Annotated in this window: 22 protein-coding genes; 6 read left to right on the top strand and 16 right to left on the bottom strand. The window is 66.4% G+C overall.

Annotation, left to right across the window (positions count from 1 at the left end):
• Positions 1 to 40 precede the first annotated feature (40 nt).
• From A9J21_RS04080 to A9J21_RS04065, 4 genes are all read right to left on the bottom strand, one after another.
• Positions 41 to 979 carry an ion transporter gene (locus tag A9J21_RS04080; protein ID WP_066732159.1) on the bottom strand — a complete coding sequence of 313 codons (939 nt, stop codon included), beginning with the start codon at positions 977 to 979 and terminating at the stop codon, positions 41 to 43.
• A gap of 72 nt (positions 980 to 1051) precedes the next feature.
• Entirely contained in the window at positions 1052 to 2554 is a 1503-nt protein-coding gene (locus A9J21_RS04075) for an FAD-linked oxidase C-terminal domain-containing protein (protein ID WP_066732157.1), read from the bottom strand.
• Between the two features lie 221 nt (positions 2555 to 2775).
• A complete protein-coding gene (locus A9J21_RS04070) occupies positions 2776 to 3666 on the bottom strand; it encodes a LysR substrate-binding domain-containing protein (RefSeq protein WP_066732155.1) in 891 nt (296 codons plus the stop codon).
• Between the two features lie 10 nt (positions 3667 to 3676).
• Entirely contained in the window at positions 3677 to 5095 is a 1419-nt protein-coding gene (locus tag A9J21_RS04065) for an FAD-binding oxidoreductase (RefSeq protein ID WP_066732153.1), read from the bottom strand.
• A gap of 193 nt (positions 5096 to 5288) precedes the next feature.
• Here A9J21_RS04065 and A9J21_RS04060 point away from each other — a divergent pair, with 193 nt between their 5' ends.
• The 4 genes from A9J21_RS04060 (at position 5289) to pabB (ending at position 11306) form a co-directional block, all read left to right on the top strand.
• Entirely contained in the window at positions 5289 to 5843 is a 555-nt protein-coding gene (locus A9J21_RS04060; protein ID WP_066732499.1) for a cob(I)yrinic acid a,c-diamide adenosyltransferase, read from the top strand.
• Between the two features lie 170 nt (positions 5844 to 6013).
• On the top strand, positions 6014 to 7960 hold the full coding sequence (gene dnaK, locus A9J21_RS04055) for a molecular chaperone DnaK (protein WP_066732151.1): 1947 nt from the start codon (positions 6014 to 6016) through the stop codon (positions 7958 to 7960).
• A gap of 174 nt (positions 7961 to 8134) precedes the next feature.
• Positions 8135 to 9277: a molecular chaperone DnaJ gene (gene dnaJ / locus A9J21_RS04050; protein WP_066732149.1), complete on the top strand. Its 1143-nt coding sequence runs from the start codon at positions 8135 to 8137 to the stop codon at positions 9275 to 9277.
• A gap of 166 nt (positions 9278 to 9443) precedes the next feature.
• Positions 9444 to 11306 (top strand): aminodeoxychorismate synthase component I, encoded by a 1863-nt coding sequence (gene pabB / locus A9J21_RS04045; RefSeq protein ID WP_066732147.1) that lies wholly within the window; start codon positions 9444 to 9446, stop codon positions 11304 to 11306.
• Between the two features lie 63 nt (positions 11307 to 11369).
• On the opposite strand, the gene panB is transcribed toward pabB, so the two are convergent.
• The 7 genes from panB to A9J21_RS04010 all read right to left on the bottom strand — a co-directional run bounded on the left by panB (position 11370) and on the right by A9J21_RS04010 (position 17754).
• Positions 11370 to 12191, bottom strand: coding sequence for a 3-methyl-2-oxobutanoate hydroxymethyltransferase (panB, locus tag A9J21_RS04040; RefSeq protein WP_066732146.1), 822 nt, complete (start codon positions 12189 to 12191; stop codon positions 11370 to 11372).
• Between the two features lie 122 nt (positions 12192 to 12313).
• On the bottom strand, positions 12314 to 12955 hold the full coding sequence (locus A9J21_RS04035; RefSeq protein WP_066732144.1) for a deoxynucleoside kinase: 642 nt from the start codon (positions 12953 to 12955) through the stop codon (positions 12314 to 12316).
• A 20-nt stretch (positions 12956 to 12975) separates the two neighbouring features.
• Positions 12976 to 13494, bottom strand: coding sequence for a 2-amino-4-hydroxy-6-hydroxymethyldihydropteridine diphosphokinase (folK, locus tag A9J21_RS04030; RefSeq protein WP_066732142.1), 519 nt, complete (start codon positions 13492 to 13494; stop codon positions 12976 to 12978).
• 1 nt (position 13495) lies between these two features.
• Positions 13496 to 15139 carry a polynucleotide adenylyltransferase PcnB gene (gene pcnB / locus A9J21_RS04025; RefSeq protein WP_066732139.1) on the bottom strand — a complete coding sequence of 548 codons (1644 nt, stop codon included), beginning with the start codon at positions 15137 to 15139 and terminating at the stop codon, positions 13496 to 13498.
• Position 15140: 1 nt separating this feature from the next.
• Entirely contained in the window at positions 15141 to 15815 is a 675-nt protein-coding gene (locus A9J21_RS04020; RefSeq protein ID WP_066732137.1) for an HAD family phosphatase, read from the bottom strand.
• 103 nt (positions 15816 to 15918) lie between these two features.
• Entirely contained in the window at positions 15919 to 16632 is a 714-nt protein-coding gene (hda, locus tag A9J21_RS04015) for a DnaA regulatory inactivator Hda (RefSeq protein WP_066732135.1), read from the bottom strand.
• Positions 16633 to 16683: 51 nt separating this feature from the next.
• On the bottom strand, positions 16684 to 17754 hold the full coding sequence (locus A9J21_RS04010) for an AI-2E family transporter (RefSeq protein WP_066732133.1): 1071 nt from the start codon (positions 17752 to 17754) through the stop codon (positions 16684 to 16686).
• A 204-nt stretch (positions 17755 to 17958) separates the two neighbouring features.
• Between A9J21_RS04010 and purM the strand changes: the two genes are divergently transcribed.
• Complete coding sequence (gene purM / locus A9J21_RS04005) at positions 17959 to 19011, top strand: phosphoribosylformylglycinamidine cyclo-ligase (protein WP_066732131.1); 1053 nt, start codon at positions 17959 to 17961, stop codon at positions 19009 to 19011.
• Positions 19012 to 19086: 75 nt separating this feature from the next.
• Here the strand turns inward: purM and A9J21_RS04000 are convergent, their stop codons facing one another.
• The 3 genes from A9J21_RS04000 to mutL are packed head-to-tail and all read right to left on the bottom strand — an operon-like array spanning position 19087 to position 22597.
• Entirely contained in the window at positions 19087 to 19584 is a 498-nt protein-coding gene (locus A9J21_RS04000; protein WP_082926225.1) for a GNAT family N-acetyltransferase, read from the bottom strand.
• A gap of 52 nt (positions 19585 to 19636) precedes the next feature.
• Positions 19637 to 20590 carry a tRNA (adenosine(37)-N6)-dimethylallyltransferase MiaA gene (miaA, locus tag A9J21_RS03995; RefSeq protein ID WP_066732127.1) on the bottom strand — a complete coding sequence of 318 codons (954 nt, stop codon included), beginning with the start codon at positions 20588 to 20590 and terminating at the stop codon, positions 19637 to 19639.
• Between the two features lie 21 nt (positions 20591 to 20611).
• Positions 20612 to 22597 (bottom strand): DNA mismatch repair endonuclease MutL, encoded by a 1986-nt coding sequence (mutL, locus tag A9J21_RS03990; protein ID WP_066732125.1) that lies wholly within the window; start codon positions 22595 to 22597, stop codon positions 20612 to 20614.
• 140 nt (positions 22598 to 22737) lie between these two features.
• Between mutL and A9J21_RS03985 the strand changes: the two genes are divergently transcribed.
• Positions 22738 to 23376, top strand: coding sequence for a VTT domain-containing protein (locus A9J21_RS03985; protein ID WP_197497458.1), 639 nt, complete (start codon positions 22738 to 22740; stop codon positions 23374 to 23376).
• A 37-nt stretch (positions 23377 to 23413) separates the two neighbouring features.
• Here the strand turns inward: A9J21_RS03985 and A9J21_RS03980 are convergent, their stop codons facing one another.
• Positions 23414 to 24262 carry a SirB1 family protein gene (locus A9J21_RS03980; protein ID WP_066732121.1) on the bottom strand — a complete coding sequence of 283 codons (849 nt, stop codon included), beginning with the start codon at positions 24260 to 24262 and terminating at the stop codon, positions 23414 to 23416.
• Between the two features lie 16 nt (positions 24263 to 24278).
• On the bottom strand, positions 24279 to 25829 hold the full coding sequence (gene murJ, locus A9J21_RS03975) for a murein biosynthesis integral membrane protein MurJ (RefSeq protein ID WP_066732119.1): 1551 nt from the start codon (positions 25827 to 25829) through the stop codon (positions 24279 to 24281).
• Between the last annotated feature and the right edge of the window lie 54 nt (positions 25830 to 25883).

Genomic DNA, 25883 nt, shown 5'->3' with positions numbered 1-25883 from the left:
GTTATTGGGGTTGGTCGGGCGGCGGCGCATCCGGGGCGGCTCAGCTGCGTGGCGGCTTTGGCGGCGGCCGGTTCTCCACGGCGCCTTCGAGCCGGCCCTCCAGGCCGGGCTCGCTGCGGTACTCGGGCAGCGCGCTGCCGCAGTGCTGGCAGTATTTCGCGGACGGCTCGTGCCCTTCGGTCAGGCAGTGCTCGCACGAGCGGGTGGTCAGCGGCCGCTTGATGATGCTGGCGGCCAGTTCGGCGCCGACGATGCCGGTCGGGAAGGCGATGATCCCGTAGCCCAGCAGGATCGTCAGCGACGTGATGAACTGCCCGATCGGCGTTTTCGGCACCATGTCGCCAAAGCCCGTGGTGGTCAGCGTGACGATGGCCCAGTACATGCTGAGCGGGATGCTGGTAAAGCCGTGCTCGGGGCCTTCCACCACGTACATCACGGTGCCCAGGATCACCGTGATGATGAACACGGTGGCCAGGAACACGAAGATCTTGCGCCGGCTGTTGGCCAGCGCGCGGGCCAGGATCTCGGCCTCCTCGAAGTACACGGTGAGCTTGAGGATCCGGAACACGCGCAGCAGGCGCAGCAGCCGTACATCGATCAGGAACGCCAGTTCGGGCGCGAAGAACGACGCCCAGGTGGGCATGATCGAGATGAAGTCGATGATGCCGTAGAAGCTCAGCGCGTAGCGCAGCGGCCGCTTCACCACGCACAGCCGCATGATGTACTCGGCCGTGAACAGCAGCGTGAACATCCATTCCAGCACCGTGAATGCCGTGCCCAGCCGCGCGTGCACCGACGGCACGCTGTCCAGCATCACCACGGCGACGCTGGCGACGATGGCGATCAGCAGCACGACGTCGAACAGCCGCCCCGGGCGCGTGTCGGCTTCGAAGATGATCGTGTACCAGTGCTGGCGCCAGCCCGATTCGGGCTGGCCCAGGCGCTGGCGGATCATGGCGTTGGTGTGGCGTTGTGGCATGTCTGTCGAAACGGGTAAGCGGGTGAGCAAAAAAGCGGCGCGCCGCCATCCCCGCCGGGCCCTGCGCGTCGATCAGAATCGCGGGATGTCGGGATGCGGCAGCAGGCCGCGCTTGACGTGCATCTTGCCGTATTCGGCACAGCGCGCCAGCGTTGGGATGGCCTTGTCCGGGTTGAGCAGCCGCGCCGGATCGAACGCCGCCTTCACGCCGAAGAACGCCTCGCACTCCTCGCGCGAGAACTGCACGCACATCGAATTGAGCTTTTCGACGCCCACGCCGTGCTCGCCGGTCACGGTGCCGCCCAGTTCGACGCAGGTTTCGAGGATGTCCGACCCGAACAGCTCGGCCCGGTGCCATTCATCGACGTCGCCGCCATCGAACAGGATCAGCGGGTGCATGTTGCCATCGCCGGCATGGAAGACGTTGATGCACCGCAAGCCGTATTTCTGCTCCATCTGTTCGATGCGCTTGAGCAGCGTGCCGATGTGCTTGCGCGGAATGGTGCCGTCCATGCAGTAATAGTCCGGCGAGATGCGGCCGGCTGCCGGGAAGGCGTTCTTGCGGCCGCTCCAGAAGCGCAGGCGCTCGGCCTCGTTCTGCGACACCGTGATGCGCGTGGCGCCCGATGCGCGCAGCACGTCGCTCATGCGGCCGATTTCCTCGGCCACTTCCTCGGGCGTGCCGTCGGACTCGCACAGCAGGATGGCGGCCGCATCAAGGTCGTAGCCGGCCTTGACGAATTCCTCCACGGCGGCCGTGGCGGGGCGGTCCATCATTTCCAGCCCGGCCGGGATGATGCCCGCGGCGATCACGTCGGCCACGGCATTGCCGCCTTTCTCCACGTCGTCGAAGCTGGCCATGATGACCTGCGCCAGCTGCGGCTTGGGAATCAGCCGGACGGTGACCTCGGTGACCACGGCCAGCATGCCTTCGGAGCCGATGATGGTCGCCAGCAGGTCCAGGCCCGGCGAATCGGGCGCCTCGGAGCCGAACACCACCACGTCGCCCTCCATCGTCACGGCGCGCACGCGCAGCACGTTGTGCACGGTCAGGCCGTACTTCAGGCAATGCACGCCGCCCGAGTTCTCGGCCACGTTGCCGCCGATCGAGCAGGCGATCTGCGACGAGGGGTCGGGTGCGTAATAGAGACTGTGCGGTGCGGCCGCTTCGGAAATGGCAAGGTTGCGCACGCCGGGCTGGACCACGGCCGTACGCGAATACGGATCGACCGACAGGATGCGCTTGAACTTGGCCAGCGACAGCACCAGCCCGCCTGCAATCGGCATGGCGCCGCCAGACAGGCTGGTGCCCGATCCGCGCGGCACCACGGGCACGCCCAGCTCATGGCACAGGCGCAGCACGGCGCAGACCTGGTCCTCGGTGTCGGGCAGTACCACCGCGTCGGGCACCTGCCGATAGGCGGCCAGGCCGTCGCACTCGTAGGGGACGGTGTCTTCGGCCCGCCACAGCACGGCGGCGTCGGGCAGGATGTCCGCCAGCCGGGCCAGCAGCGTGGCGCGGCGGGTCTCTGCGGATACATCCGCCACGGTATGGGCGTCTTGCGGGGCGTTCATGGCAGCAACTCCTGTGACGGGCCGGGCGCCGCACGCTGCTTGGCAGGCACGCGGCCGGGACGGCAGACTATAGCGCAGGCGCCTCGCCAGGCGGGTGCCCGGGCACGTGAATTCCGCATGCCGACCCGATCAAAATGGTTCATGCCGGCAGGGCACCGGTGGCGGCCTGCCGGCGCATACCGTCGTCGGGCAGGGACGCTTCCAGCGTAGTGGCTGAGGCGCTACCAGTCCAGCCCGAGCAGCCAGTCGATGAAGTAGCGCGCCTCGGGCATCAGCGGCGCCTGCTCGCGCTCGACGATGTAGTAGCCGTGCGGCGAGATCGATTCCACGTCCAGCAGCTTCACCATCTGGCCGGCCGCCAGCCACTGGCGCGCCATGCGCTGGCGCACCAGGCCCACGCCCTGGTTCGACGCGATGGCCTCCAGCATCAGGCCGATGTCGTTGAACTGGGCGCCGGTCTGCGGCTCCGGCCAGTCCAGCCCGGCCGTCTCGAACCACGGGCGCCACGGCTCCAGCGGACTGCGCAGCAGCGTCAGGTTGTGCAGGTCCTCGGGTTTCGTGATCGCGAAGCCGTTCACGCGCTCGTAGTATTCGCGGCCGCACGCCGGAAACACGGGCTCCACCAGCAGCTTGGTGGTCCTGAGGTCCGGGTAACGGCCCGTGCCGTAGCGGATCTCGATGTCGGTGTCCTCGGCTTTCACGTCCAGGAACGGCACGGCCAGGTGCAGTTCCAGGTCGATATGCGGATACAGCGCGCTGAACTCGGGCAGGCGCGGCACCAGGTGCTGGCGGCCGAAGGTGGGCGGAATGGCCACGCGCAGGCGCGTGCGCAGCTTGTTGTACTCGGGGCGGGCCAGTTCGTTGAGCGACTTCAGCGCATCCTGCACGTTGCGCTGGTAGCGCGTGCCGGCCGCCGTGAGCCGCAGCGCGGCGTTCGAGCGCACGAACAGATCCTCGCCCCAGAGCTCCTCCAGGTTCTTGATGCGATGCGAGACCGCGCTGGGCGTGACCGAGAGTTCCTCGGCCGCGCGGGCAAAGCTGCCCAGGCGCGCCGCCGACTCGAAGGCGATCAGCAGGTGCAGCGGCGGAACGCGTTGGAAGACCGAAGCCATGGCCGCCGGCTCAGCGCGTGGCGCTGAAGATCTTGCCCGGGTTCAGGATATGGTTCGGGTCCAGCGCGTCCTTGATGGCGCGCATCAGGTCCAGCGCATCCTCGCCATGCTCCTGCACCAGGAAGCCGATCTTGTGCAGCCCCACGCCGTGCTCGCCGGTGCAGGTGCCGCCCATCGACAGCGCCCGCTCCACGATCCGGCGGTTGATGTCCTCGGCCTCGGCCATTTCCTCGGGCTTGCTGGTATCGACCAGGATTGCCACGTGGAAATTGCCGTCGCCGACGTGGCCCACGATCGGGCAGGGCAGCGACGACGCGTTCAGGTCGCGCTCGGTCTCGGTCACGCAATCGGCCAGGCGCGAGATCGGCACGCAGACGTCGGTGGTCACCGCGCGGCAGCCGGGCTTCAGCTGCAGCATTGCAAAGTAGGCCGTGTGGCGCGCATTCCAGAGCCGCGTGCGGTCTTCGGGGCGCGTGGCCCATTCGAAGCCCTGGCCGCCGTGCTCGGCCACGATTTCCTGCACGGTTTCGGCCTGCTCGCGCACGCCGGCCTCGGTGCCGTGGAACTCGAAGAACAGGTGCGGGGTTTCGGGCAGCGTCAGGTTGTCGTGGCGGTTGATCGCGCGGATCGCCAGCGCATCGACAAATTCCACGCGCGCCACGGGCACGCCCAGCTGGATGGTCTGGATGGTCGCGCGCACCGCGTCACCCATGCTCGGGAACGCGCACACGGCAGCCGAGATGGCCTCGGGCTGCGGGTACAGGCGCACCGTGACCTCGGTGATGATGCCCAGCGTGCCTTCGCTGCCGATGAACAGGCGGGTCAGGTCGTAGCCGGCCGACGACTTGCGCGCATTGGTGCCGGTGCGGATCACCCGGCCATCCGCCGTGACCACGGTCAAGGCCAGCACGTTCTCGCGCATGGTGCCGTAGCGCACGGCGTTGGTCCCCGACGCCCGCGTGGCGCACATGCCGCCCAGCGATGCGTCCGCGCCCGGATCGATCGGGAAAAACAGGCCCGTGTCCTTGATTTCCTGGTTCAGCTGCTTGCGCGTGACGCCGGGCTGAACGGTGACGGTCAGGTCCTCGGGGTGGACGGCCAGCACGCGGTTCATTTGCGACAGGTCAAGGCTGACCCCGCCGGCGACGGCCAGCAAGTGGCCTTCCAGCGAAGAACCCGCGCCGTAGGGAATCAGCGGCACGCCATGGGCGTTGCACAGTTTGGCGACTTCGGCCACTTCCTCGGTGCTGTGGGCAAAGACCACGGCATCGGGCAGGGCGGCCGGGAATGGCGATTCATCGCGGCCATGGTGCTCGCGCACGCCGTTCGAGGTGGTAAACCGGTCGCCGAAGCGGGAGGTCAGGGCATCGGCCAGCGCAGACGGGAACGGACGGCGCGCCAGGGCGGCGGCAGGTGTGGGGTGGTTCATGCGGGTCTCCGGGCGGGCCGTATGGCTCTGTATGCAGTGGAATGCCGCTATTCTACGACTCGCCTACGCCGTGTGCGCCACCTGATGGGCGGGCATTGGCGGGCCGCCGGCCGATAAACGGCCATCCGGGACCGGAAGCAGGCCATAATTGCGCCACTTCAAGGTACCAACCCCAGAAAACAAGGAGACCGGCATGGGCAACCGCCTGTCCAAGATTGCCACGCGCACCGGCGATGCCGGCACCACCGGCCTCGGCGACGGCAGCCGCGTGGGCAAGAACAGCCTGCGCATCGCCGCGATTGGCGATGTCGACGAGCTGAATTCCCAGATTGGTCTGCTGCTGACCGAGCCGGACCTGCCGGCCGATGTGCGCGATGCGCTGCTCCATATCCAGCACGACCTGTTCGACCTGGGCGGCGAGCTGTCGATCCCGGGGTACACGCTGCTCAAGGAGCCCCAGGTGGCGCAGCTCGACACGTGGCTGGCGCACTACAACGCCAGCCTGCCGCGCCTGGCCGAGTTCATCCTGCCGGGCGGCAGCCGCACCGCGGCCCACGCCCATGTCTGCCGCACCGTGTGCCGGCGCGCCGAGCGCTCGCTGGTGGAACTGGGCGCCGCAGAAGCGCTCAACGAGGCGCCGCGCCAGTACCTGAACCGGCTTTCGGACCTGCTGTTCGTGCTGGCCCGCGTGCTGAACCGGGTGGGCGGCGGCACGGACGTGCTGTGGCAGCGCGAACGGAAGTCCTGATTTGTGATTTATTAATTACTTTTAGGCTGCCGGGCGACCCGGCGGGATAAACCGAGAAAATTACTCGGATTTGCAGATTACACCCTTGAAATGGCCCGGGACGGCCACATTTCGCTCTCAGTCGAGATTGCAGTCCCTGACTGAGAGACAGGGCATTAGGAGAGAACACTATGGGTAAGATCATCGGTATCGACCTGGGTACCACCAACAGCTGCGTGTCGGTCCTGGAAGGCAACACGCCGAAAGTCATCGAAAACTCGGAAGGCACGCGCACCACGCCGTCGATCATCGCCTACATGGAAGACGGCGAGATCCTGGTCGGCGCGCCGGCCAAGCGCCAGGCCGTGACCAACCCGCGCAACACGCTGTATGCCGTGAAGCGCCTGATCGGCCGCAAGTTCGAGGAGAAGGAAGTCCAGAAGGACATCGGACTGATGCCGTACTCGATCGTCAAGGCCGACAACGGCGACGCCTGGGTTGGCGTGCGCGACCAGAAGCTGGCCCCGCCGCAGGTGTCGGCCGAAGTGCTGCGCAAGATGAAGAAGACCGCCGAGGACTACCTGGGCGAGCCCGTGACCGAAGCCGTGATCACGGTGCCGGCTTACTTCAACGACTCGCAGCGCCAGGCCACCAAGGACGCCGGCCGCATCGCGGGCCTGGAAGTCAAGCGCATCATCAACGAACCGACCGCCGCGGCGCTCGCGTTCGGCATGGACAAGAACGAGAAGGGCGACCGCAAGATCGCCGTATATGACCTGGGTGGCGGCACGTTCGACATCTCGATCATCGAAATCGCCGATGTGGATGGCGAGAAGCAGTTCGAAGTGCTGTCGACCAACGGCGACACGTTCCTGGGCGGCGAAGACTTCGACCAGCGCATCATCGACTACATCATCGGCGAGTTCAAGAAGGAACAGGGCGTCGACCTGTCGAAGGACGTGCTGGCCCTGCAGCGCCTGAAGGAAGCTGCCGAAAAGGCCAAGATCGAGCTGTCGAGCTCGCAGCAGACCGAGATCAACCTGCCGTACATCACGGCCGACGCCTCGGGTCCGAAGCACTTGAACCTGAAGATCACGCGCGCCAAGCTCGAAGCGCTGGTGGAAGACCTGATCGCCCGCACGATCGAACCGTGCCGTACCGCGATCAAGGACGCCGGCGTCAAGGTCAGCGACATCGACGACGTGATCCTGGTGGGCGGCATGACCCGCATGCCCAAGGTGCAGGAACAGGTGCGCGAGTTCTTCGGCAAGGAAGCCCGCAAGGACGTGAACCCGGACGAAGCCGTGGCCGTGGGTGCCGCCATCCAGGGTTCGGTGCTGTCGGGTGACCGTACCGACGTGCTGCTGCTGGACGTGACGCCGCTGTCGCTGGGCATCGAGACGCTGGGTGGCGTGATGACCAAGATGATCTCGAAGAACACGACCATCCCGACCAAGCACGCCCAGGTGTTCTCGACCGCTGACGACAACCAGCCGGCCGTGACGATCAAGGTGTTCCAGGGCGAGCGCGAGATGGCCAGCGGCAACAAGCTGCTGGGCGAGTTCAACCTGGAAGGCATTCCGCCGTCGCCGCGCGGCATGCCCCAGATCGAGGTCTCGTTCGATATCGACGCCAACGGCATTCTGCACGTGGGCGCCAAGGACAAGGCCACCGGCAAGGAAAACCGCATCACGATCAAGGCGAACTCGGGTCTGTCGGAAGACGAGATCCAGCGCATGGTCAAGGACGCCGAGGCCAACGCCGAGGAAGACAAGAAGGCCCGCGAGCTGGCTGATGCCCGCAACCAGGCCGATGCGCTGATCCACTCGACCCGCAAGGCCCTGACCGAGCATGGCGACAAGCTCGAGGCCGGCGAGAAGGAAAAGATCGAAGCCGCGATCAAGGAACTGGAAGACGCCGCACGCGGCGGCGACAAGACCGAGATCGACGCCAAGGTCAACGCACTGTCCGAAGCCAGCCAGAAGCTGGGCGAGAAGGTGTACGCCGACATGCAGGCCAAGGCCGGCGAAGCCGGTGCGGCGGGTGCAGGCGCGGCCGGTGCCGGCCAGCAGCAGGCCCAGCCCCAGGACGATAACGTCGTGGACGCCGAGTTCAAGGAAGTGAACGACAAGAAGTAAGCGGGAAGGGGGCGGCGGCGCGGGTGATGCCGGCGCCGCCGCCCGTTCCCGACGCCGGGCGACGGTGGTCTGACTCAGGGTGCAAACCACGGTCGGACACCGCGCTCGGCTTTTTTGCTTATCGCCCGACGGGTGTTTTCGTCACCTGCCGGGCCCATCAGGTATTGAGCCACCATGGCAAAACGTGACTACTACGAAGTGCTCGGGGTAGGCAAGAACGCGACCGAAGACGAGATCAAGAAGGTTTATCGCAAGCTCGCGATGAAGTACCACCCGGACCGCAATCCGGACAACAAGGAAGCCGAGGAAAAATTCAAGGAGGTCAAGGAAGCGTACGAGATGCTTTCCGACCCCGAGAAGAAGGCTGCCTACGACCAGTACGGCCATGCGGGCGTGGACCCGAACATGGCGGGCGGCTTCGGCGCCGGAGGGTTTGGCGGCGGCGGCTTTGCCGAGGCGTTCGGCGATATCTTCGGTGACATCTTCGGCCAGGCGGCCGGTGGTGGCGGCCGGCGCGGCAACGGCCCGCAGGCCTACCGGGGTGCCGACCTGCGCTACAGCATGGAGATTTCGCTGGAGCAGGCCGCGCACGGCCACGAGGCGCAGATCCGCGTGCCGCACTGGGACGATTGCGATCACTGCCACGGCAACGGCGCCGAGCCGGGGTCGTCGGTGGAAACCTGCCCGACCTGTAACGGCGTGGGCCAGGTGCGTGTGTCGCAAGGCTTCTTCACGATGCAGCAGACCTGCCCGAAGTGCCACGGCAGCGGCAAGTTCATTCCGAAGCCGTGCACCAAGTGCCATGGCCAGGGCAAGCTGAAGTCGCAGAAGACGCTTGAAGTGAAGATCCCCGCCGGGATCGACGAAGGCATGCGCATCCGCTCGTCGGGCAATGGCGAGCCGGGCATCAACGGCGGGCCGCCGGGCGACCTCTACGTCGAAGTGCATATCAAGGCGCACGAGGTGTTCGAGCGTGACGGCGACGACCTGCACTGCCAGATGCCGATCTCGTTCGCCACGGCGGCGCTGGGCGGCGAACTCGAAGTGCCGACGCTGGGCGGCAAGGCCAGTTTCCCGGTGCCCGAAGGCACGCAGGCCGGCAAGACGTTCCGTCTGCGCGGCAAGGGCATCAAGGGCGTGCGCTCGGGATATCCTGGCGACCTCTACGTGCATGTGAACGTGGAAACGCCGGTCAAGCTGACCGACGCCCAGAAGGAACTGCTGCGCCAGTTCGACCGCTCGGTGCATGAGGGCGGCTCGCGCCACAGCCCGCAGGAGCAATCCTGGCTGGACAAGGTGAAGAGCTTCTTCAGCTAAGCCTGCGCGCCGCTGGAAACAGAAACCGGCTACGTGAGCAACGTGGCCGGTTTTTTTATGTATCGTTGGTGCTGGAACGGCTCGCCGTCTCCGCCCTCTCCGCTTGCGGAAGCGGGGCTGGGGGAGAGGGCAAGCGGTTCGTTTTTTGACCACGCTCGCCAGATTGATGTCTCCCACCGACCCCTTCGTCCTGCTCGACGATGCCCACGCGCCGGGCGTTGCCGCGTCGCGCCTGTACACCGGTTTCGTGCGCGAAGACGTCGTGCCGGCCGGCACCGATGCCGCCGCGCTCGACGCGCTGCTGGCGCAAGGCTGGCGCGACGGCCTGCATGTGACGCTATTCGCGCCGTATGAATTCGGCGGCCACCTGGTCGGCACCCCGGTCCATCTGGACGCCCGGGTGGACGAATCACTACCCTTCCACGATGGCGCGTTGCGCCTGTTCTGGTTTCGTGCGCTGACACTGCTCGATGCCGGACAGGTGAAGCAGTGGGTGGATGCCCAGGCCCTGCCTGGCCCGGCCGGTGTGGTCGACGTGGCGGGCAATTTGTCACGCCAGCAGTACACCGACGCCATCGCGCGTATCCATGCGTACATCGAGGCGGGCGATACGTACCAGGTCAACTTCACGCAGCGGCTGCGTTTCCAGGCTTTCGGCGATCCGGTGGCTTTCTACGCGGCGCTGCGCGATGCCCAGCCCGTGCCGTTCGGTGCGCTGGCGCGATTGCCTGGCGACGGCTGGGTGCTGTCGGTGTCGCCGGAACTGTTCGTGGCGCACGATGGCGATGGCCATCTGGTGGCGCGCCCGATGAAAGGCACCGCGCCGCGCACCGGCGATGCCGAAGTCGATGCACGATCCGCAAAGGTCCTGGCCGCCGATCCGAAGAATCGTGCCGAGAACGTGATGATTGTCGACCTGCTGCGCAACGACCTCGGTCGTCTGGCCGTGCCCGGCAGCGTGACGGTACCCAATCGCTTTGTCGTGGAGCCATTTGGCCGCGTGCTGCAGATGACGTCGACCGTCACCGCCACGGCGCAGCCCGGCACGTCGTTCGGCGCGCTGATGCAGGCGCTGTTTCCGTGTGGGTCGATCACGGGCGCGCCCAAGCGCCGCACCATGCAGATCATTGCCGAGCTGGAATCGTCGCCTCGCGGTCTCTACACGGGGTCGATCGGCTGGCTCGACGCGCCGCAAGACGGCGCCAGGCTGGGCGCTTTCGGCATGTCCGTGGCAATCCGCACGCTGGTACTTGCTGCCGCCGGCCAGGGCGGACTGCGGCGCGGCGAGATGGGGGTGGGCGGCGGCATCGTTCACGACAGCGTGGCGGACGACGAGTTTGCCGAGTGCGGCTGGAAGGCCCGTTTTCTCACCGCGCACGATCCGGGCTTCACGCTGTTCGAAACCATGCATGCGCACGATGGCGTGGTGCTGCATCGCGAGCGGCATCTTGCACGCATCGCCAAATCTTCAAGAACGTTTGGATTCGCTTTCGACTTGCCTGCGGCACGCGCGGCATTGCAGGCCGAGGCAGCACGGCTGGGCGATGGCGACTGGCGGCTGCGGATGAGCGTGGACAAGCGGGGTGCCATGGCGTTTGCCAGCGGGGCGCTGGTGCCGCTGGCCGCCGCGGCCGCCGATGTCGAATTGGCGGAATTGCGATTGCCCGTGGCCGATCCGCTGCGCCGTCACAAGCTCAGTGCGCGCAGCACGTTCGATCAGGGCTGGCAGGCAGCGGAGCGCGCGGGCGCATTTGATTGCCTGTTCTTCAATACGCGCGACGAACTGCTCGAAGGCGGCCGCAGCTCGGTGTTTGTCAGGGTCGACGGGCAATGGCTGACACCGCCGCTGTCGGCCGACATCCTGCCCGGCGTGATGCGTGCGGTGGTGCTGGAAGACGGCGATGCGCTGGTCGACGGGCCGGTGGCCGAGGCCGCCGTGACGCGCGAGATGGTGCTGCGGGCCGAGGCGATCGTGATCGCCAATGCGCTGCGGGGAGCGATGCCGGCGCGGCTACGGATCAAAAGTTGAGGGTTTTCTCGCCTCTCCCGCAGGCGGGAGAGGGGAGTCGAACACGCCGGCAAGCGAGTCGAATCAAGCCGAGAACGTGTGTTCCACCGCCGGGAAGCTGCCGTCCTTGACGGCCGCCACATAGGCGCGCACGGCGCCTTCGATCGAGGTCTGGCCGTCCATGAAGTTGCGGACGAACTTGGCCTTGCGCCCCGGGTAAATGTTCAGCATGTCCTGCAGCACCAGCACCTGGCCCGAGCAGTCCACGCCGGCGCCGATGCCGATCGTCGGCACCTTCACCAGCGCGGTCACCTCGCCAGCCAGCTTGGCGGGCACGGCTTCCATCAGGATCACCTGCGCGCCGGCCTGCTCCAGCGCCTGGGCCTCGCGCTTGAGCTGCGCGGCGCCGGCTTCGGTCTTGCCCTGCACCTTGAAGCCGCCAAACGCGTGCACCGACTGCGGGGTCAGGCCGATATGGGCGCACACCGGGATGCTGCGCTCGACCAGGAATTTCACGGTGGGGGCCAGCCACTCGCCGCCTTCGAGCTTCACCATCTGCGCGCCGGCGCGCATCAGCGTGGCGGCGCTTTCGAAGGCTTTCTCGGGCGTGGGATAGGTGCCGAACGGCAGGTCCGTCACCAGCAGCGCGGTCTGGTTGCCGCGCGCCACGCATTCGGTGTGATACGCCATATGCTCAAGCGTCACGGGCAGCGTGGTCTGCTGGCCTTGCATCACATTGCCCAGCGAATCGCCAACCAGGATCATCTCGACGCCGCAGTAGTCGAGCAGTGCGGCGAAGCTGGAATCGTAGGCGGTCAGCATGGCGATCTTGTCGCCGGCGTCACGCATGGCTTGCAGTTTGGGGGCGGTGACGGTCTTGCGGGAAGGGTCGAGGAGGTAACTCATGGCAGTGCCCGTAGGAGTGGCGGCCGTGTGTCGCACGAACAAGCTTCGGCGGCGGCCGTTGTCGTTATCGTGTTGTGCTGCCGGGGGCCTTAGGCGCGTCTTTGCAGCGGCTTTGGAGCAGATCAGCGGGCAGCGAGATTCAGGAAGGCCTTGCGGCCCCGCATGTTCTCGATGCGCGACAGTAGTGTACGGAAATCGCTGTCGTTGTCTACCGGATTGAAGTGGGCGGTATCGACGATCAGCACCGGGGCGTCGTCGTAGCGGTGAAACAGCTCGCCGTAGGCATCGTGCAGCCGTTGCAGGTACGACTCGTCGATGGCGGTTTCGCCAGGCAGGCCGCGCCGCAGAATGCGTTCGCGCAGCAGCGACGGCGTGGCCTGCAGCATGATGACGAGGTCCGCGCGTTGCGCGGGCACCTGCAGCCGTGCCGCCAGCGCGTCGTAGAGCGCAAGCTCGTCGGCCTCCAGCGTCAGCGACGCATAGAGACGGTCACGCGCAAAGAGAAAATTCGTAATCATGCGATGGCCGGCAAGCATCGCCGTCTGCCATTGCTGCAACTGCGTGGTGCGCTGGTTCAGGCAGGCCAGCTGCATCGCCAGCGCGTAGCGTTGCGGCTCGCGATAGAAACGTTCCAGGAAGGGATTGTGGCGTGCGCCGTCGGGCAGTTCGCCGGCCCGCAGGTACTGCGCCAGGCGCTGGGCCAGTGCGGACTTGCCCGATCCAACCGGGCCTTCGATGACGATGCGTCGCAGATGGTCGAGCATGCGTCAGTTGCGCTGCGCGCTCAGGAGGGGGTGTTGCCTTCCTGCAGGCGCGTGCATTTGCATGTGGAAAGCTTCTCGATGCGCTGGGCCTGCACGCCGGGCAGGAAGTCAGTCGCGCGGCCGCGGCCGGGGATGTCCAGCGTGGCATCCAGTTCAAGCAGCGGCACCAGCACGAAGGCGCGTTCCGTGATGCGCGGATGCGGCACGGTCAGGGCCTCGCTGTTGATCGACTCGGCGCCGAACAGCAGCAGGTCCAGGTCCAGCGTGCGGGGTGCGTTGTGGAACGGCCGCTCGCGGCCGAACTGGTCCTCGATGTGGTGGCAGATGCGCAGCAGTTGCGACGCCGTGAACGTCGTCTCGATCTTGATCACGGCATTGAAGTAGTCGTCGCCGCTGGCGTCGACCGGGGCCGTGCGATAGAACGACGACCGCGCAACAACCGTGATCCCGACCTGCTGGGCCAGGCACACGATGGCGTCTTTCAACGCCTGGCGCGCATCTCCAAGATTGGCGCCGATGCCGATGAAGGCAAGCGTCATGTTATTCCTCCGGCTGGGCGCGGCGCGGTCCCGGCTCGGGCTGACCTCCATCGGCCCCGTCAGTCGATTGCGCCTCGCTGCGGGAAGACACTTTATCCGATTTCCGTGGACCGCGTCGGCGGCGCCGTTTGCGCGCCGGCGCGTCGCCGTCATGGCCGGTGCCGTCCTCGGCGCCTTCCGCGCCACCGTCCTGGCCGCCGTCCTGGCCGCCGTCGTGGCCGCCGTCGTGGCCGCCGTCGTGGCTGTCACCGGAACCGCCCCGGGCACCCTTGCCGGACTTGCCGCGCGCGGGCCGGGCCGATTCGATCAGCGCCTCGCGCTCGTCGGGGTGGGCGTTCTGGAAATCGGTCCACCACTGGCCCACCTCGGCCGGCTGTTCGCCAGCCTCGCAACGCAGTTGCAGGAAGTCGTAGCCGGCGCGGAAGCGCGGCGATTCCAGCAGGCGGTACGGCATGCGGCCCACGCGCTTTTCAAAGCGCGGCTGCATGCCCCAGATATCGCGCATGTCGGTGACAAAACGGCGCTGGATGGCCAGCTGGCCGGTCTGCTTTTCCAAGACCATGTCCATGGCCGTGTTCAGCGCGGCAATCGGGTGCTCGCCTTCTTCGCGCAGCTTGGTCCAGCGTTGCAGCACGTGGTGCCACAGCAGCGACGCGAACAGGAAACCCGGCGATACCGGCTTGCCGGCCTGAACGCGCCGGTCGGTGTTGTCGAGCGCCAGCTGCACGAAGCGCTGGCCCATCGGCTGTTCGATCGCCACATCCAGCAGCGGCAGCAGGCCCTTGTGCAGGCCGGCCTTGCGCAGTTCCTGCAGCGATGCCCAGGCGTGGCCCGACATCAGCAGCTTGAGCATCTCGTCGAACAGGCGCGCGCTGGGCACGTTGTGGATCAGCGGTGCCAGTTCGGCGATCGGCGCGCGCGTTTCCTCGTCGATGCCGAAGCTGGTCTTGGCGGCAAAGCGCACCACGCGCAGCATGCGGACGGGGTCCTCGCGGTAGCGCGTGACCGGGTCGCCGATCATGCGCAGCGTGCGGGCGCGGATGTCTTCCATGCCGTGGTGGTAGTCATGCACGGTTTGCGCGGCCGGATCGTAGTACATCGCGTTGATGGTGAAGTCGCGGCGTTCCGCGTCCTCGGCCTGCGATCCCCACACGTTGTCGCGCAGCACGCGGCCGCTGGCGTCGATCGCGTGCGTCTTGCTGTCAAGCTCGGCGCGCTTCAGGCGGCGGCCTTCGGGCAGCGTCTCGCTGGCCACGGCATCGACCAGCGCGCGGAACGTCGAGACCTCGATGATCTCCTGCTCGCGCCCGCCGTAGAACGTGACGTGCACGATCTGGAAGCGGCGGCCAATGATGCGCGAGCGGCGGAACAGCGCCTGCACCTGTTCCGGCGTGGCATTGGTGGCCACGTCGAAATCCTTGGGCTTGATGCCAAGCAGCAGGTCGCGCACGGCGCCGCCCACGATGTAGGCCTGGTAGCCGGCCTGCTGCAGCGTGGACGTGACCTTGACCGCGTTGCGCGAGATCAGCGCCGGGTCGATCTTGTGTTCTTCCACGCCAACCACGCGTGGGGTATGGGCGCGGCCGGTGCGGCGCTGTTTCGGCCCCGGTTTGCCTAGCAGCCGGGTGATGAGCTTCTTGATCACGTCAGAACAGGTCCATGATGCGCCAGCCAGCTGCCGCGGCGTGGTTGCGCAGGCGGTCGTCGGGGTTGGCGGCAATCGGCTCGCTGACCTTTTCGAGCAGCGGCAGGTCGTTGGCCGAATCGCTATAGAACGTGGTGGTGCCGAAGTCGTCCCACTTGGCGCCCAGGCTCTTGAGCCAGCTTTCCACGCGGGTGATCTTGCCTTCGCGGAAGCTCGGCACGCCGAAAACTTCGCCGGTGAAGGCGCTCTCGGGCTTGCCGTCGACCGTTTCCGGATCGGTGGCGATCAGGTGCTTGATGCCGAACGCCTGGGCGATGGGCGCCGTGACAAAGCTGTTGGTGGCGGTGACCACCGCGCACAGGTCGCCGGCTTCCAGGTGCTTGTACACCAGGGCCTTTGCCTGCGGCGTAATGACGGGCTCGATGACCTCGTGCATGAAACGCACGCGCCATTGATCCAGGCGGTCGCGCGGGTTGGCCGCCAGCGGGGCCAGCGCAAAGCGCAGGAATTCCTGGATATTGAGCGTCCCAGCCTTGTATTGGCTGTAGAACTCGTCGTTCTTGCGACGATACGATTCCTCGTCGACGACGCCCATGCGGACCAGGAAGCGGCCCCATTCGTGGTCGCTATCGGTCGGGATCAGGGTGTGGTCGAGGTCAAACAGTGCCAGATTCATGGGGCGCGATTTTACATTAAGGTGCCCCGGGCGGTCGGCCGGGCCCGGGCTGAAGTGGGGTGGCGTGTCGCCGGCCCCACCAAGAAAGGATGGGTTCCGGTGGTTACTCCCGGAATTCGGCGAACATTTCGCGCAGCAGCGGCAGCGTCACCGCGCGCTTGCGCTCCAGCGAATACATGTCCAGCGCGTCAAGCAGCGCCATCAGGCTGGGCATGTCGCGATAGTGGCGCGTCACGAGCCAGTGCGGGATTTCGGGTGACAACTGCAGCCCGCGCTCCTTGGCGGCCTGCACCAGCGCGGCCATCTTGTCCTCGTCGGACAGCGGCTGGAGCTGGTAGACCAGCCCCCAGCCCAGCCGTGTGCGCAAATCCTCACGCACCGGCATGGCGCGCGGTGCCAGCCCGCCCGCCACCACCAGCGCACAGCGCACATGGGCGCGCACCTCGTTATAAAGCGAAAAAACGGCGATCTGGCGTGCCTCGTCCAGCAGGTCGACATTGTCGACGGTATAGATCTGGCAGGCCGGGTCGAACATGAAATCGGCCAGCGCATGGTGCGGGCTCAGGTAGCGGCAGTTCAGGCCGGCATGGATTGCGGTGTCGCATACGGCATGCAGCAGGTGGGTGCGGCCGGATCCCATGTCGCCCCAGAGGTAGAACAGGCGGTCGTTGGCCTGCTCGCGCGCCACCAGGCCGGGCAGGTCGCGCAGGCGCTGCACCGGCTCGCGATTGGCCGACACGAAGAAATTGTCGAACGTGGAAGGGGGCGGGCTGCCCAGTTCCAGCGACAGCTGCTTATGACTATGACGCGGTGACATGACGAATCCGTTGCTTGCGCGATACGTGCCTGCAGTATGCCTAGTTCCGGCCTAGTGCCGATAGAGGTCGCTGGCCAGGTAAACGCGCCGCAGCTGACGCGCGCCGACCAGCAGCACGGCACAGGTTGGCAAGGCCAGCAGCACGCCAAAGAAGCCGAACAGCTGCCCGAATGCCAGCAGCGCGAAGATCACCACCAGCGGATGCAGGCCGATGCGCTCGCCCACCAGGCGCGGTGTCAGGTAGAAGCTTTCCACGAACTGGCCGATGCCGTATACCACGGCCACGGCGCCCAGCCCGTACCAGTTGCCGAATTGCAGCAGCGCGGCCACCACCGCCAGCGCCAGCCCGATGCCGAAGCCGATATACGGGATGAACACGGCCAGGCCGGTGAAGATGCCCACCGGAATGCCCACGTCGAAGCCGGCCACGGTCAGGCCGATCGAATAGATCGCGGCCAGGATCACCATGACCAGGATCTGGCCGCGCAGGTATTGCGACAGCAGCGCGTCGGTCTCGGCAGACAGTTCATGCACCTTGGGCACCCAGCGGCGCGGCACCAGGCGCTCGATACGCCGCATGACCATGTGCCAGTCCATCAGCAGGTAGAACATCAGGATCGGTACGATGAACAGCAGGCCGGCGAACTCGATCAGTGCCGAACCCGACACCCGGACATAATCCAGCAAGACCTGCACCAGGTCTTCGGGGCTGGCCGCGAAGCGGTTCTGCAGCATGCGGCGCAGGCCCGGGAAGTCGAAACGCACCCGCACGCCCAGTTCGGCCAGCTTGGGCGCCAGCACGCTGTTGAGCTTTTGCAGCAGGATCGGCACCTGCTCGCGCAATTGCGGGATCTCGCGCTGGAGCACGGCGATCAGCAGCAGCACCAGCAGCAACAGGACCACGCCCAGCAGCCCGATCATCAGCGCCACGCCGATAAACCGGGGCACCCGGCGGCGTTGCAGCCAGTCCACGCCCGGATTGAGGATATACGCGAAGATGAAGGCGACCAGGAACGGCGTCAGAACGGGCGCCAGGGCCAGAATCACGGCGAACAGGGCGGCGGCGACAACAATCCACAGCAGGATGCGCTTGGTGTCTGGGGAAAGCAGGGGAGCGGTCATCGGAGGGGCCGGCGCGTCATGGGTTGGCAGTGTGGCAGGTGGATTCGTCCGCGATCACTGGTCGCCGGGAGCCTGTATCCGTTAAAATTGCGATTTTACTGGACTCGCGTCCGTGCTCCGCCCCAGATTGGCCCCCCGGCCCGGGACGCAGCGAAAAAGCGACGGATTCCACACTTCACCCTCATCCAAGACAAGCAGGTTCTCATGAGCGCATCCCCGACCGCCGGCCAGGCAGGCCTTTCCTACCGCGATGCCGGTGTTGACATCGATGCCGGCGACGCCCTGATCGACCGCATCAAGCCGTTTGCCAAGCGCACCATGCGCGAAGGCGTGATGGCCGGTATCGGCGGATTCGGCGCCCTGTTCGAACTGTCGAAGAAGTTCCAGGAGCCGGTGCTGGTGTCCGGCACCGACGGCGTGGGCACCAAGCTCAAGCTGGCGTTCCAGCTGAATCGCCACGACACCGTGGGCCAGGATCTGGTTGCCATGAGCGTCAACGACATCCTGGTGCAGGGTGCCGAGCCGCTGTTCTTCCTGGACTACTTCGCCTGCGGCAAGCTGGACGTGGATACCGCGGCCACCGTGATCCAGGGCATCGCCCATGGTTGCGAACTGTCGGGCTGCGCGCTGATCGGCGGCGAAACCGCCGAAATGCCGAGCATGTACCCGGACGGCGAATACGACCTGGCCGGTTTCGCGGTCGGTGCCGTGGAAAAGAAGAAGATTATCGACGGCAGCACGATCCGCCCGGGCGACGTGGTGCTGGGCCTGGCTTCGTCGGGCGCGCATTCGAACGGCTACTCGCTGGTGCGCAAGATCATCGAAGTCGCCAAGCCGGACCTGAACGCCGACTTCCACGGCCAGCGCCTGCAGGACGCCATCATGGCGCCGACGCGCATCTACGTGAAGCCGCTGCTGTCGCTGATCGACACGCTGCCGGTCAAGGGCATGGCCCACATCACCGGCGGCGGCCTGACCGAAAACGTGCCGCGCGTGCTGGCCGACAACCTGACCGCCGTGATCCAGCGCGATGCCTGGACGCTGCCGCCGCTGTTCCAGTGGCTGCAGGCGCAGGGCAACGTGGCCGACGCCGAAATGCACCGCGTGTTCAACTGCGGCATCGGCATGGTCGTGATCGTGGCAAAGGAAGACGCCGAACGCGCCATCCGTCACCTGCAGGCCGCTGGCGAAGCGGTGTGGCAGATCGGTGAGATCCAGGAGCGTGCCGAAGGCCAGGCGCAGACCGTGGTGGTCTGATTCCCGTCCTGCCCGGCATGCAAAAGCCCGATCGAGAGATCGGGCTTTTTGTTTTGCGGTGGCGTCCGTGCGGCGTTATTCGACGCTGCCAAGCCGGGTCAGCGCGTCGCCCGTCACGCGGCAGATCCGCCAGTCCGGCATCACGTCGGCGCCCATCGCCTGGTAGAAATCGATCGACGGCTGGTTCCAGTCCAGCACCGACCACTCGAAGCGGCCGCAGCCACGTTCCACGGCCAGCGCCGCCAGATGCCTGAGCAGGGCCTTGCCCAGCCCATGGCCGCGCCAGGCCGGCTCGACGAACAGGTCTTCCAGGTACAGCCCGGGTTTGGCAAGAAAGGTCGAGAAGTTGTGGAAGAACAGGGCAAAGCCCACGGCCTGCCTCGCGCCGTCCTGGTCAACCTCCACGATCACCGCTTCGGCATGGGGCCTGGCGCCGAACAGCGCGTCGCCAATCTTCTGCGGCGTGGCTTCCACCAGATGCGTCAGTTTTTCGTATTCGGCCAGGTCCGAGATCAGGCGGAACAGCGTGGCGCTGTCGGCGGGCGTGGCGGGGCGGATCGAGAAGGCGGTCATCGCAATTCGCTTAAAAAACGGAAGCGATGATTATCGGTCACTCTGCGTGCGATCACCAGCCCGCGGCCCGGGCCACCTGCGCCACGTAGTCGGACGCCAGGGCATCGACGCTGATGCGCTCCGGGGTGCTGCGCAGCCACGTCAACTGGCGTTTGCACAGCTGGCGCGTAGCGGCAATGCCGCGCTCGCGCATCGTGGCGGCATCGCAGTCGCCATCGAGATATTCCCACACCTGCCGGTAGCCGACGCAGCGCATCGACGGCAATCCCAGGTGCAGGTCGCCGCGTGCGCGCAGCCGCTGGACTTCGTCGATCAGCCCGCCGTTGAGCATCGCGTCGAAGCGGCCGGCGATACGGGCGTGCAGCACCGCGCGATCCGACGGCTCCAGTGCGATCACCCGGTAGCGCGCATCGGCCGCACCCGTAAAGGTCCGCGCATCGGCCTGACGCGCCAGCAGCGCCGACATCGGCTGGCCGCTCAATCGGAAAATCTCCAGCGCACGCTGGATGCGCTGCGCATCGTTGGGCGCCAGGCGCGCGGCCGTGACCGGATCCACCTCGGCCAGCATCGCATGCAGCGCTGGCCAGCCGCGGTCGGCGGCCAGCGCATCGAGTTCGGCGCGCACCGTGGCATCGGCCTGCGGCAGGTCGTTCAGGCCCTGCGTCAGCGCCTTGTAATAGAGCATCGTGCCGCCGACGATCAGCGGCGTGTGTTCGCGTGCCCGGATTTCGTCGATCAGCCGCTCCGCATCGGTCACGAATTGGGCGGCCGAATAACTGTCGAGCGGATCGATGATATCGATCAGGTGGTGCGGCACGCTGGCCAGTTCGGCCGGCGTGGGCTTGGCAGTGCCGATATCCATCCCGCGATAGACCAGCGCCGAATCGAGGCTGATGATCTCCACCGGCTTGCGCGCGGCCAGCTCCAGCGCGGCAGCGGTCTTGCCGGACGCGGTGGGCCCCAGCAGGCAGACGATGGGCGGAAAGTCGGAAAGCTGCGATGACATCGTCAAACGGCCAAAAGGCGCTTACTGGCCGCGCAGGAACAGGCGGTCGAGTTCGGTCACGGTCAGTTGCACCCAGGTGGGACGGCCGTGATTGCACTGGTCGGCGCGCTCGGTCTGTTCCATCTGGCGCAGCAGCGCGTTCATTTCCTCGACGGTCAGCTTGCGGTTGGCGCGCACGGCGCTATGGCAGGCCAGCGTGGCGAGCAGTTCGTTCTGGCGTTCGGCCAGCACACGCGAGCCACCGTACGATTGCAGGTCGCGCAGCACGTCGCGCGCCAGCGCTTCGGCATCGGCCTGCTTGAGCAGGGCCGGAATCGCGCGCACGGCCAGCGTGGTGGGCGACACCGGCGCAATGTCGAAGCCCAGCAGCTGCAGGGTTTCCTGATGCTCCTCGGCTGCGCCGATTTCCACTGGACTGGCCGGCAGCGTGACCGGGATCAGCAGTGGCTGTACGGCCAGCTGGCGGGCGGCCAGGCCGTCCTTGATCTGTTCGTAGAGGATGCGTTCGTGGGCCGCGTGCATGTCCACCAGCACCAGGCCACGGGCGTTCTGCGCCAGCACGTAGATGCCGTGCAACTGGGCGATGGCGTAGCCGAGCGGATGATCGACGTCGCCCGCTTCGGCATCGGCGCCCGGCAATTCCGAGATGCGCGGCGGCAGGCGGTCGAGCAGGCTGGGCGGCTCGTCGGCACGGGCGGCCTGGGCGTCGGCCAGCCAGGCGGGCGGGCGCGACGAAGGCTGCCACGCCCCGGGATTGGCCGATCCCGGCGAGGTGGCTTCGCGCACCATGCCCAGGTAGGCCTGGCGCGGCTGCGCGATACCCAGCTCGGTCTGGCGGCCCGCCGAATAGTTGACCCATTGCGGCGCGGCGCCGGGCACCCCGGGTGCCGGCATGGCCGGGCGCGCGGCTGGCATCGGCATCAAGCCGGCGCCGTCGTCGGTATCGGAATGCAGGCTGTCGCCCTGTTCGCCGGCCTGGCGTGCCAGGCAGCGCTGCACGGCGTGATAGACGAACTGGTGCACGGCGCGCGATTCGCGGAAGCGGACCTCGATCTTCGACGGGTGGACGTTGACGTCGACCAGTTCGGGCGGCAGGTCCAGGCACAGCACGTACGACGGGAATCGATCACCGTGCAGCACGTCCTGATAGGCGCTGCGCACGGCGTGGTTCAGCAGCTTGTCGCGCACGAAGCGACCGTTGACGAAGAAATACTGCTGGTCGGGGCGTCCGCGCGAGGCCGTGGGCAGGCCGGCAAAGCCGTACAGGTGCAGCGCGTCGGCATCTTCGTCCAGCGCCAGTCGCGCACGGGCAAAGTCGCCACCCAGCACCTGCGCGGTGCGCGTGGACACATCGCCGGCATTCCAATGCTCCAGCGGCTTGCCGTTATGGTGGACGGAGATCGTGACGTCGGGCCGCGCCAGCGCCGCGCGCCGGATCATTTCCAGGCAGTGGCCCAGTTCGGTTTGTTCCGATTTAAGGAACTTTCTACGTGCTGGCGTGTTGAAGTACAGGTGCTGCACATCGATCATCGTGCCCACGCCGCCCGAGGCCGGCTGCAACTGGCCGCTGTCGGCGCTGATCTGGGTGGCGTGTGCGGCGGTGGCGGTGCGGCTGGTCAGCACCAGGTGCGAGACCGAGGCAATCGACGCCAGGGCCTCGCCCCGGAAGCCGAGGGTCAGGACCGATTCGAGTTCGTCGAGCGAGGCGATCTTGCTGGTGGCATGGCGCATCAGCGCAACGGGCAGTTCGTCGGCAGGAATGCCGCAGCCGTTGTCGGTGATGACAATGCGCCGCACGCCGCCTTCCTCGAGCCGGATGCCAAGCTGCGTGGCGCCCGCATCGAGTGCGTTTTCGAGCAGTTCCTTGACGACCGATGCCGGGCGCTCCACCACCTCGCCAGCGGCAATCTGGCTGATCAGTTGATCAGGCAACGGACGGATCGGGCGGCCAGGCTGGGTGGTGCGAAGGGGGTTTTGGGCGTCGGGCAGGGCGGCGTCGGCAGGCATGCGGGCGATTATACGTGCGCGTGGACACGTTTTCGGCACAAGTCGGGACAAGAGGTGACGGATTGTCGCAATGGCTCTTGTATGATGGGGGCCTTCTTTGGAGAGAGGCTAACTTGGATACCGTATTGCATCTGATCGACATGGTGCTGCATGTCGACAAATTCCTGGGACAGTTCGTCCTGGACTATGGGGTCTGGGTCTACGGCATCCTGTTTGCCATCGTCTTTGCCGAGACCGGGCTGGTGGTGCTGCCGTTCCTGCCGGGCGACTCGCTGCTGTTCATTGCCGGCGCCATGTGCGCGGCCGGCGCCATGAACGAGTGGATGCTGGCGGGCCTGCTGTTCGTGGCTGCCATCACGGGCAACACGGTCAACTACTTCGTGGGCAGCTGGATCGGCCCCAAGGTGTTCGACCAGCACTGGCGCTTCCTGGACCAGCAAGCCCTGCGCAAGACACACGACTTCTATGAACGCCATGGCGGCAAGACGCTGGTGATGGCGCGCTTTATCCCGATCGTGCGCACCTTCGCGCCGTTCGTGGCGGGCGTGTCGCAGATGACGTTTGCACGCTTCCAGCTGTTCAATGTGATTGGCGCGGCCACCTGGGTATTCGGCCTGGTGTTCGCCGGGTACTTCTTCGGCAACCTGCCGTTCATCAAGCAGTACCTGAACCTGATCGTGCTGGCTGGTATCGGCGCGGCGGTGGTGCCGCTGGTGCTTGGTGGCCTGTGGAAGCTGGTGCGCGGCAAGGGCCGCACGCGCGCCCCGGCCGACCGCTGAGCCGTACGTCCGGGCAACCGGGTGCCGCGGCCTGGCGTCAGTTCAGGCTGCGGCTCATCATGCGCAGGGCCGGCATGCGGTCGCGGATCTGCGTGGTATCGGCGGCGTCGGGACGGGCCTGGACATAGGCTTCCAGGTCTTCCAGCGCCGGCCGGAAGCACTCCAGGTTGGCATAGGCCAGGCCGCGGTCGCGGACTTCCTCGATCGAATCGGGCAGCAGGATCACCAGACGGTTCTGCACCGCCAGCAGCCGCTGCCAGCGCGATTCCTGCAGATAGATGGCCTTCAGGTTGCGCAGTATGCGCGCCACGATCTCGCGATGGCCGGCGACCTGCAGGAAGAGCCCCAGCGGCACTTCATTCGACCCCGTGATGCCTTCGCGCTCCAGGAACGGGTCGAGCATCTCCTGCAACTGTTCCTTCGATAGCGTTTCGCCGGTCAGCGGGTCAAGCACGACCTCGCCGGCGGGAATCGTCATGCGCACCAGGAAATGATTGGGAAACGACACGCCCTTCAGCGGCAGCCCGATCTGCTGGCCCAGTTCCATGTAGAGCACGGCCAGCGAGATGGGAATGCCACGACGCTGCTTGAGCACCACGTTCAGGTACGAATTGTCCGGGTCGTAGTAGTCGTTGGCGTTGGGTCCGAAACCCAGGTCGCGGTAAAAGAAATGGTTCAGCAGGCGCAGGCGCTGGATGGCCGGCGTGCCTTCGGCGATCCGCCGCTTCAGGCGCACTGCCAGCACATCGAGGGCGGCCAGTTCGGCCTGCAGGTCAAGGTCAGGATAGGCGTCCTGGGCGATCGCCAGCGCGGTCTCGGTCAGCGGGATCGCATCGTCGTCGGCCACGAGGCTGGCGAAGTAATCCAGGACTTTCGTGGAGGTCATGGGGCGGTGTTCCTGACTAGCCGGCGCGGCGCCGGAAGGCTGCGTAGCGCAGGCCCATGAGCCACAGTGTACCGAAGTAGACCGCCGCCGCAAGTACCAGGCAGGCAGCCATCAGCGCGATGCGCAGCCACGGCGTGGCACCCATCGCCACCCAGTCGAAATTGCGCGAGAACCACAGCAGCATGCCGGACAGGATCAGCATGGCCGCGGCCAGCCGCAGCAGGAACATGCCCCAGCCCGGTGCCGGGTGGTAGAAGCCGCGCCGGCGCAAACCGAAGAACAGCAGCAGGGCATTGACGGTGGCGCCGAAGCTGATCGACAGCGGCAGGCCCGCGTGCCCCAGCATCGGTACGAACACGAAATTCGACAACTGCGTGATCGCCAGCACCAGGATTGCGATCTTGACCGGGGTGCGGATGTCCTGTCGTGCATAGAAGCCCGGCGTCAGGATCTTGATGAGGATCAGTGCCAGCAGGCCCACGCCATAGGTGGCCAGCGCCTGGCGCGTCATCTCCACTGCATGGGCATCGAAGCGGCCATAGTTGAACAGCACGGAGGTGAGCGGCGCACCGAACAGCATCAGTGCGGCCGCGCAGGGCAGGGCCAGCAGGAAGGTCAGCCGCAGGCCCCAGTCGAGCAGGCCCGAGTATTCCTCGCGGTTGCCGTCGGCGTTGGCGCGCGACAGGCTCGGCAGCAGGATGGTGCCCAGCGCCACGCCCAGCAGTGCCGTCGGAAACTCCATCAGGCGGTCTGCATAGGTGATGTACGACACCGCACCGGCGCCCAGGCGCGACGCGATATTGGTATTGATGATCAGGCTGATCTGGGCCACCGACACGGCCAGCAGTGCCGGCGCCATCTGCTTGACCACGCGCCGCACGCCGGGGTTGGCCCAGGCCTCGCGCAGGTTCAGCGAGATCCGTGGCAGCACGCCGAGGCGCCGCATGGCGGGCACCTGGATGGCGAGCTGCAGCACGCCACCGATCAGCACGCCCCAGGCCTGCGCGTAGATCGGCTGCTTCATATGCGGCCCCACCCAGACCGCGGCCACGATCAGGCAGAGGTTGAGCAGCACCGGCGTGAACGCCGGCACCGCGAAGTTGCGCCAGGAGTTCAGGACCCCGGACGCCAGCGCCACCATCGAGATCAGGCCGATGTACGGAAACATCACGCGCGTCATGAACACCGCCGAGTCGTAGGTCTCGGCATCGCCGCGGAAGCCCGTGGCCACCACGGTCATGACGATCGGCGCGGCAATCACGCCCAGCAGCGAGACGGCGGCCAGCACCCAGGCCATGACCGTGGCCACGGCGTCGATCAGCAGATGGGTCTCCGCTTCGCCGCGCTTGCCGTGGTATTCGTTCAGGATCGGCACGAAGGCCTGCGAGAAGGCCCCTTCGCCAAAGATGCGGCGCAGCAGGTTGGGGATGCGGAACGCCACGTTGAAGGCGTCGGTCATGTCCGAGGCGCCAAAGGCCCGGGCAATCAGGATTTCGCGCATCAGGCCGGTGATGCGCGAAAGCATCGTCAGGCCGCTGATGGTGGCAAGCGCTTTGAGAAGGTTCAAGGTGGTATTCGGGGAAAGCTTCAGGCCGGCCGGCGGGTGCGCAGCCAGGGCGGA

Origin of the sequence: Cupriavidus sp. D384 (genome assembly GCF_001652915.1) — a bacterium.
Classification (GTDB): Bacteria; Pseudomonadota; Gammaproteobacteria; order Burkholderiales; family Burkholderiaceae; genus Cupriavidus.
Note: the sequence above shows the minus strand (reverse complement) of the source record. Positions and strands in the feature narration are given on the sequence as shown.

What these genes read in the sequence shown, in the direction of transcription:
- A9J21_RS04080 (WP_066732159.1), bottom strand. Translation starts at nt 979, where the DNA reads ATGCCACAACGCCACACCAACGCCATGATCCGCCAGCGCCTGGGCCAG.
- panB (WP_066732146.1), bottom strand. Translation starts at nt 12,191, where the DNA reads ATGAGTTACCTCCTCGACCCTTCCCGCAAGACCGTCACCGCCCCCAAA.
- A9J21_RS04000 (WP_082926225.1), bottom strand. Translation starts at nt 19,584, where the DNA reads ATGACCGCCTTCTCGATCCGCCCCGCCACGCCCGCCGACAGCGCCACG.
- A9J21_RS04060 (WP_066732499.1), top strand. Translation starts at nt 5,289, where the DNA reads ATGGGCAACCGCCTGTCCAAGATTGCCACGCGCACCGGCGATGCCGGC.
- A9J21_RS04065 (WP_066732153.1), bottom strand. Translation starts at nt 5,095, where the DNA reads ATGAACCACCCCACACCTGCCGCCGCCCTGGCGCGCCGTCCGTTCCCG.
- A9J21_RS03980 (WP_066732121.1), bottom strand. Translation starts at nt 24,262, where the DNA reads ATGACCTCCACGAAAGTCCTGGATTACTTCGCCAGCCTCGTGGCCGAC.
- A9J21_RS04035 (WP_066732144.1), bottom strand. Translation starts at nt 12,955, where the DNA reads ATGCTCGACCATCTGCGACGCATCGTCATCGAAGGCCCGGTTGGATCG.
- A9J21_RS03985 (WP_197497458.1), top strand. Translation starts at nt 22,738, where the DNA reads ATGGTGCTGCATGTCGACAAATTCCTGGGACAGTTCGTCCTGGACTAT.
- dnaK (WP_066732151.1), top strand. Translation starts at nt 6,014, where the DNA reads ATGGGTAAGATCATCGGTATCGACCTGGGTACCACCAACAGCTGCGTG.
- dnaJ (WP_066732149.1), top strand. Translation starts at nt 8,135, where the DNA reads ATGGCAAAACGTGACTACTACGAAGTGCTCGGGGTAGGCAAGAACGCG.
- A9J21_RS04070 (WP_066732155.1), bottom strand. Translation starts at nt 3,666, where the DNA reads ATGGCTTCGGTCTTCCAACGCGTTCCGCCGCTGCACCTGCTGATCGCC.
- hda (WP_066732135.1), bottom strand. Translation starts at nt 16,632, where the DNA reads ATGTCACCGCGTCATAGTCATAAGCAGCTGTCGCTGGAACTGGGCAGC.
- A9J21_RS04075 (WP_066732157.1), bottom strand. Translation starts at nt 2,554, where the DNA reads ATGAACGCCCCGCAAGACGCCCATACCGTGGCGGATGTATCCGCAGAG.
- pabB (WP_066732147.1), top strand. Translation starts at nt 9,444, where the DNA reads ATGTCTCCCACCGACCCCTTCGTCCTGCTCGACGATGCCCACGCGCCG.
- miaA (WP_066732127.1), bottom strand. Translation starts at nt 20,590, where the DNA reads ATGTCATCGCAGCTTTCCGACTTTCCGCCCATCGTCTGCCTGCTGGGG.
- purM (WP_066732131.1), top strand. Translation starts at nt 17,959, where the DNA reads ATGAGCGCATCCCCGACCGCCGGCCAGGCAGGCCTTTCCTACCGCGAT.
- mutL (WP_066732125.1), bottom strand. Translation starts at nt 22,597, where the DNA reads ATGCCTGCCGACGCCGCCCTGCCCGACGCCCAAAACCCCCTTCGCACC.
- A9J21_RS04020 (WP_066732137.1), bottom strand. Translation starts at nt 15,815, where the DNA reads ATGAATCTGGCACTGTTTGACCTCGACCACACCCTGATCCCGACCGAT.
- folK (WP_066732142.1), bottom strand. Translation starts at nt 13,494, where the DNA reads ATGACGCTTGCCTTCATCGGCATCGGCGCCAATCTTGGAGATGCGCGC.
- A9J21_RS04010 (WP_066732133.1), bottom strand. Translation starts at nt 17,754, where the DNA reads ATGACCGCTCCCCTGCTTTCCCCAGACACCAAGCGCATCCTGCTGTGG.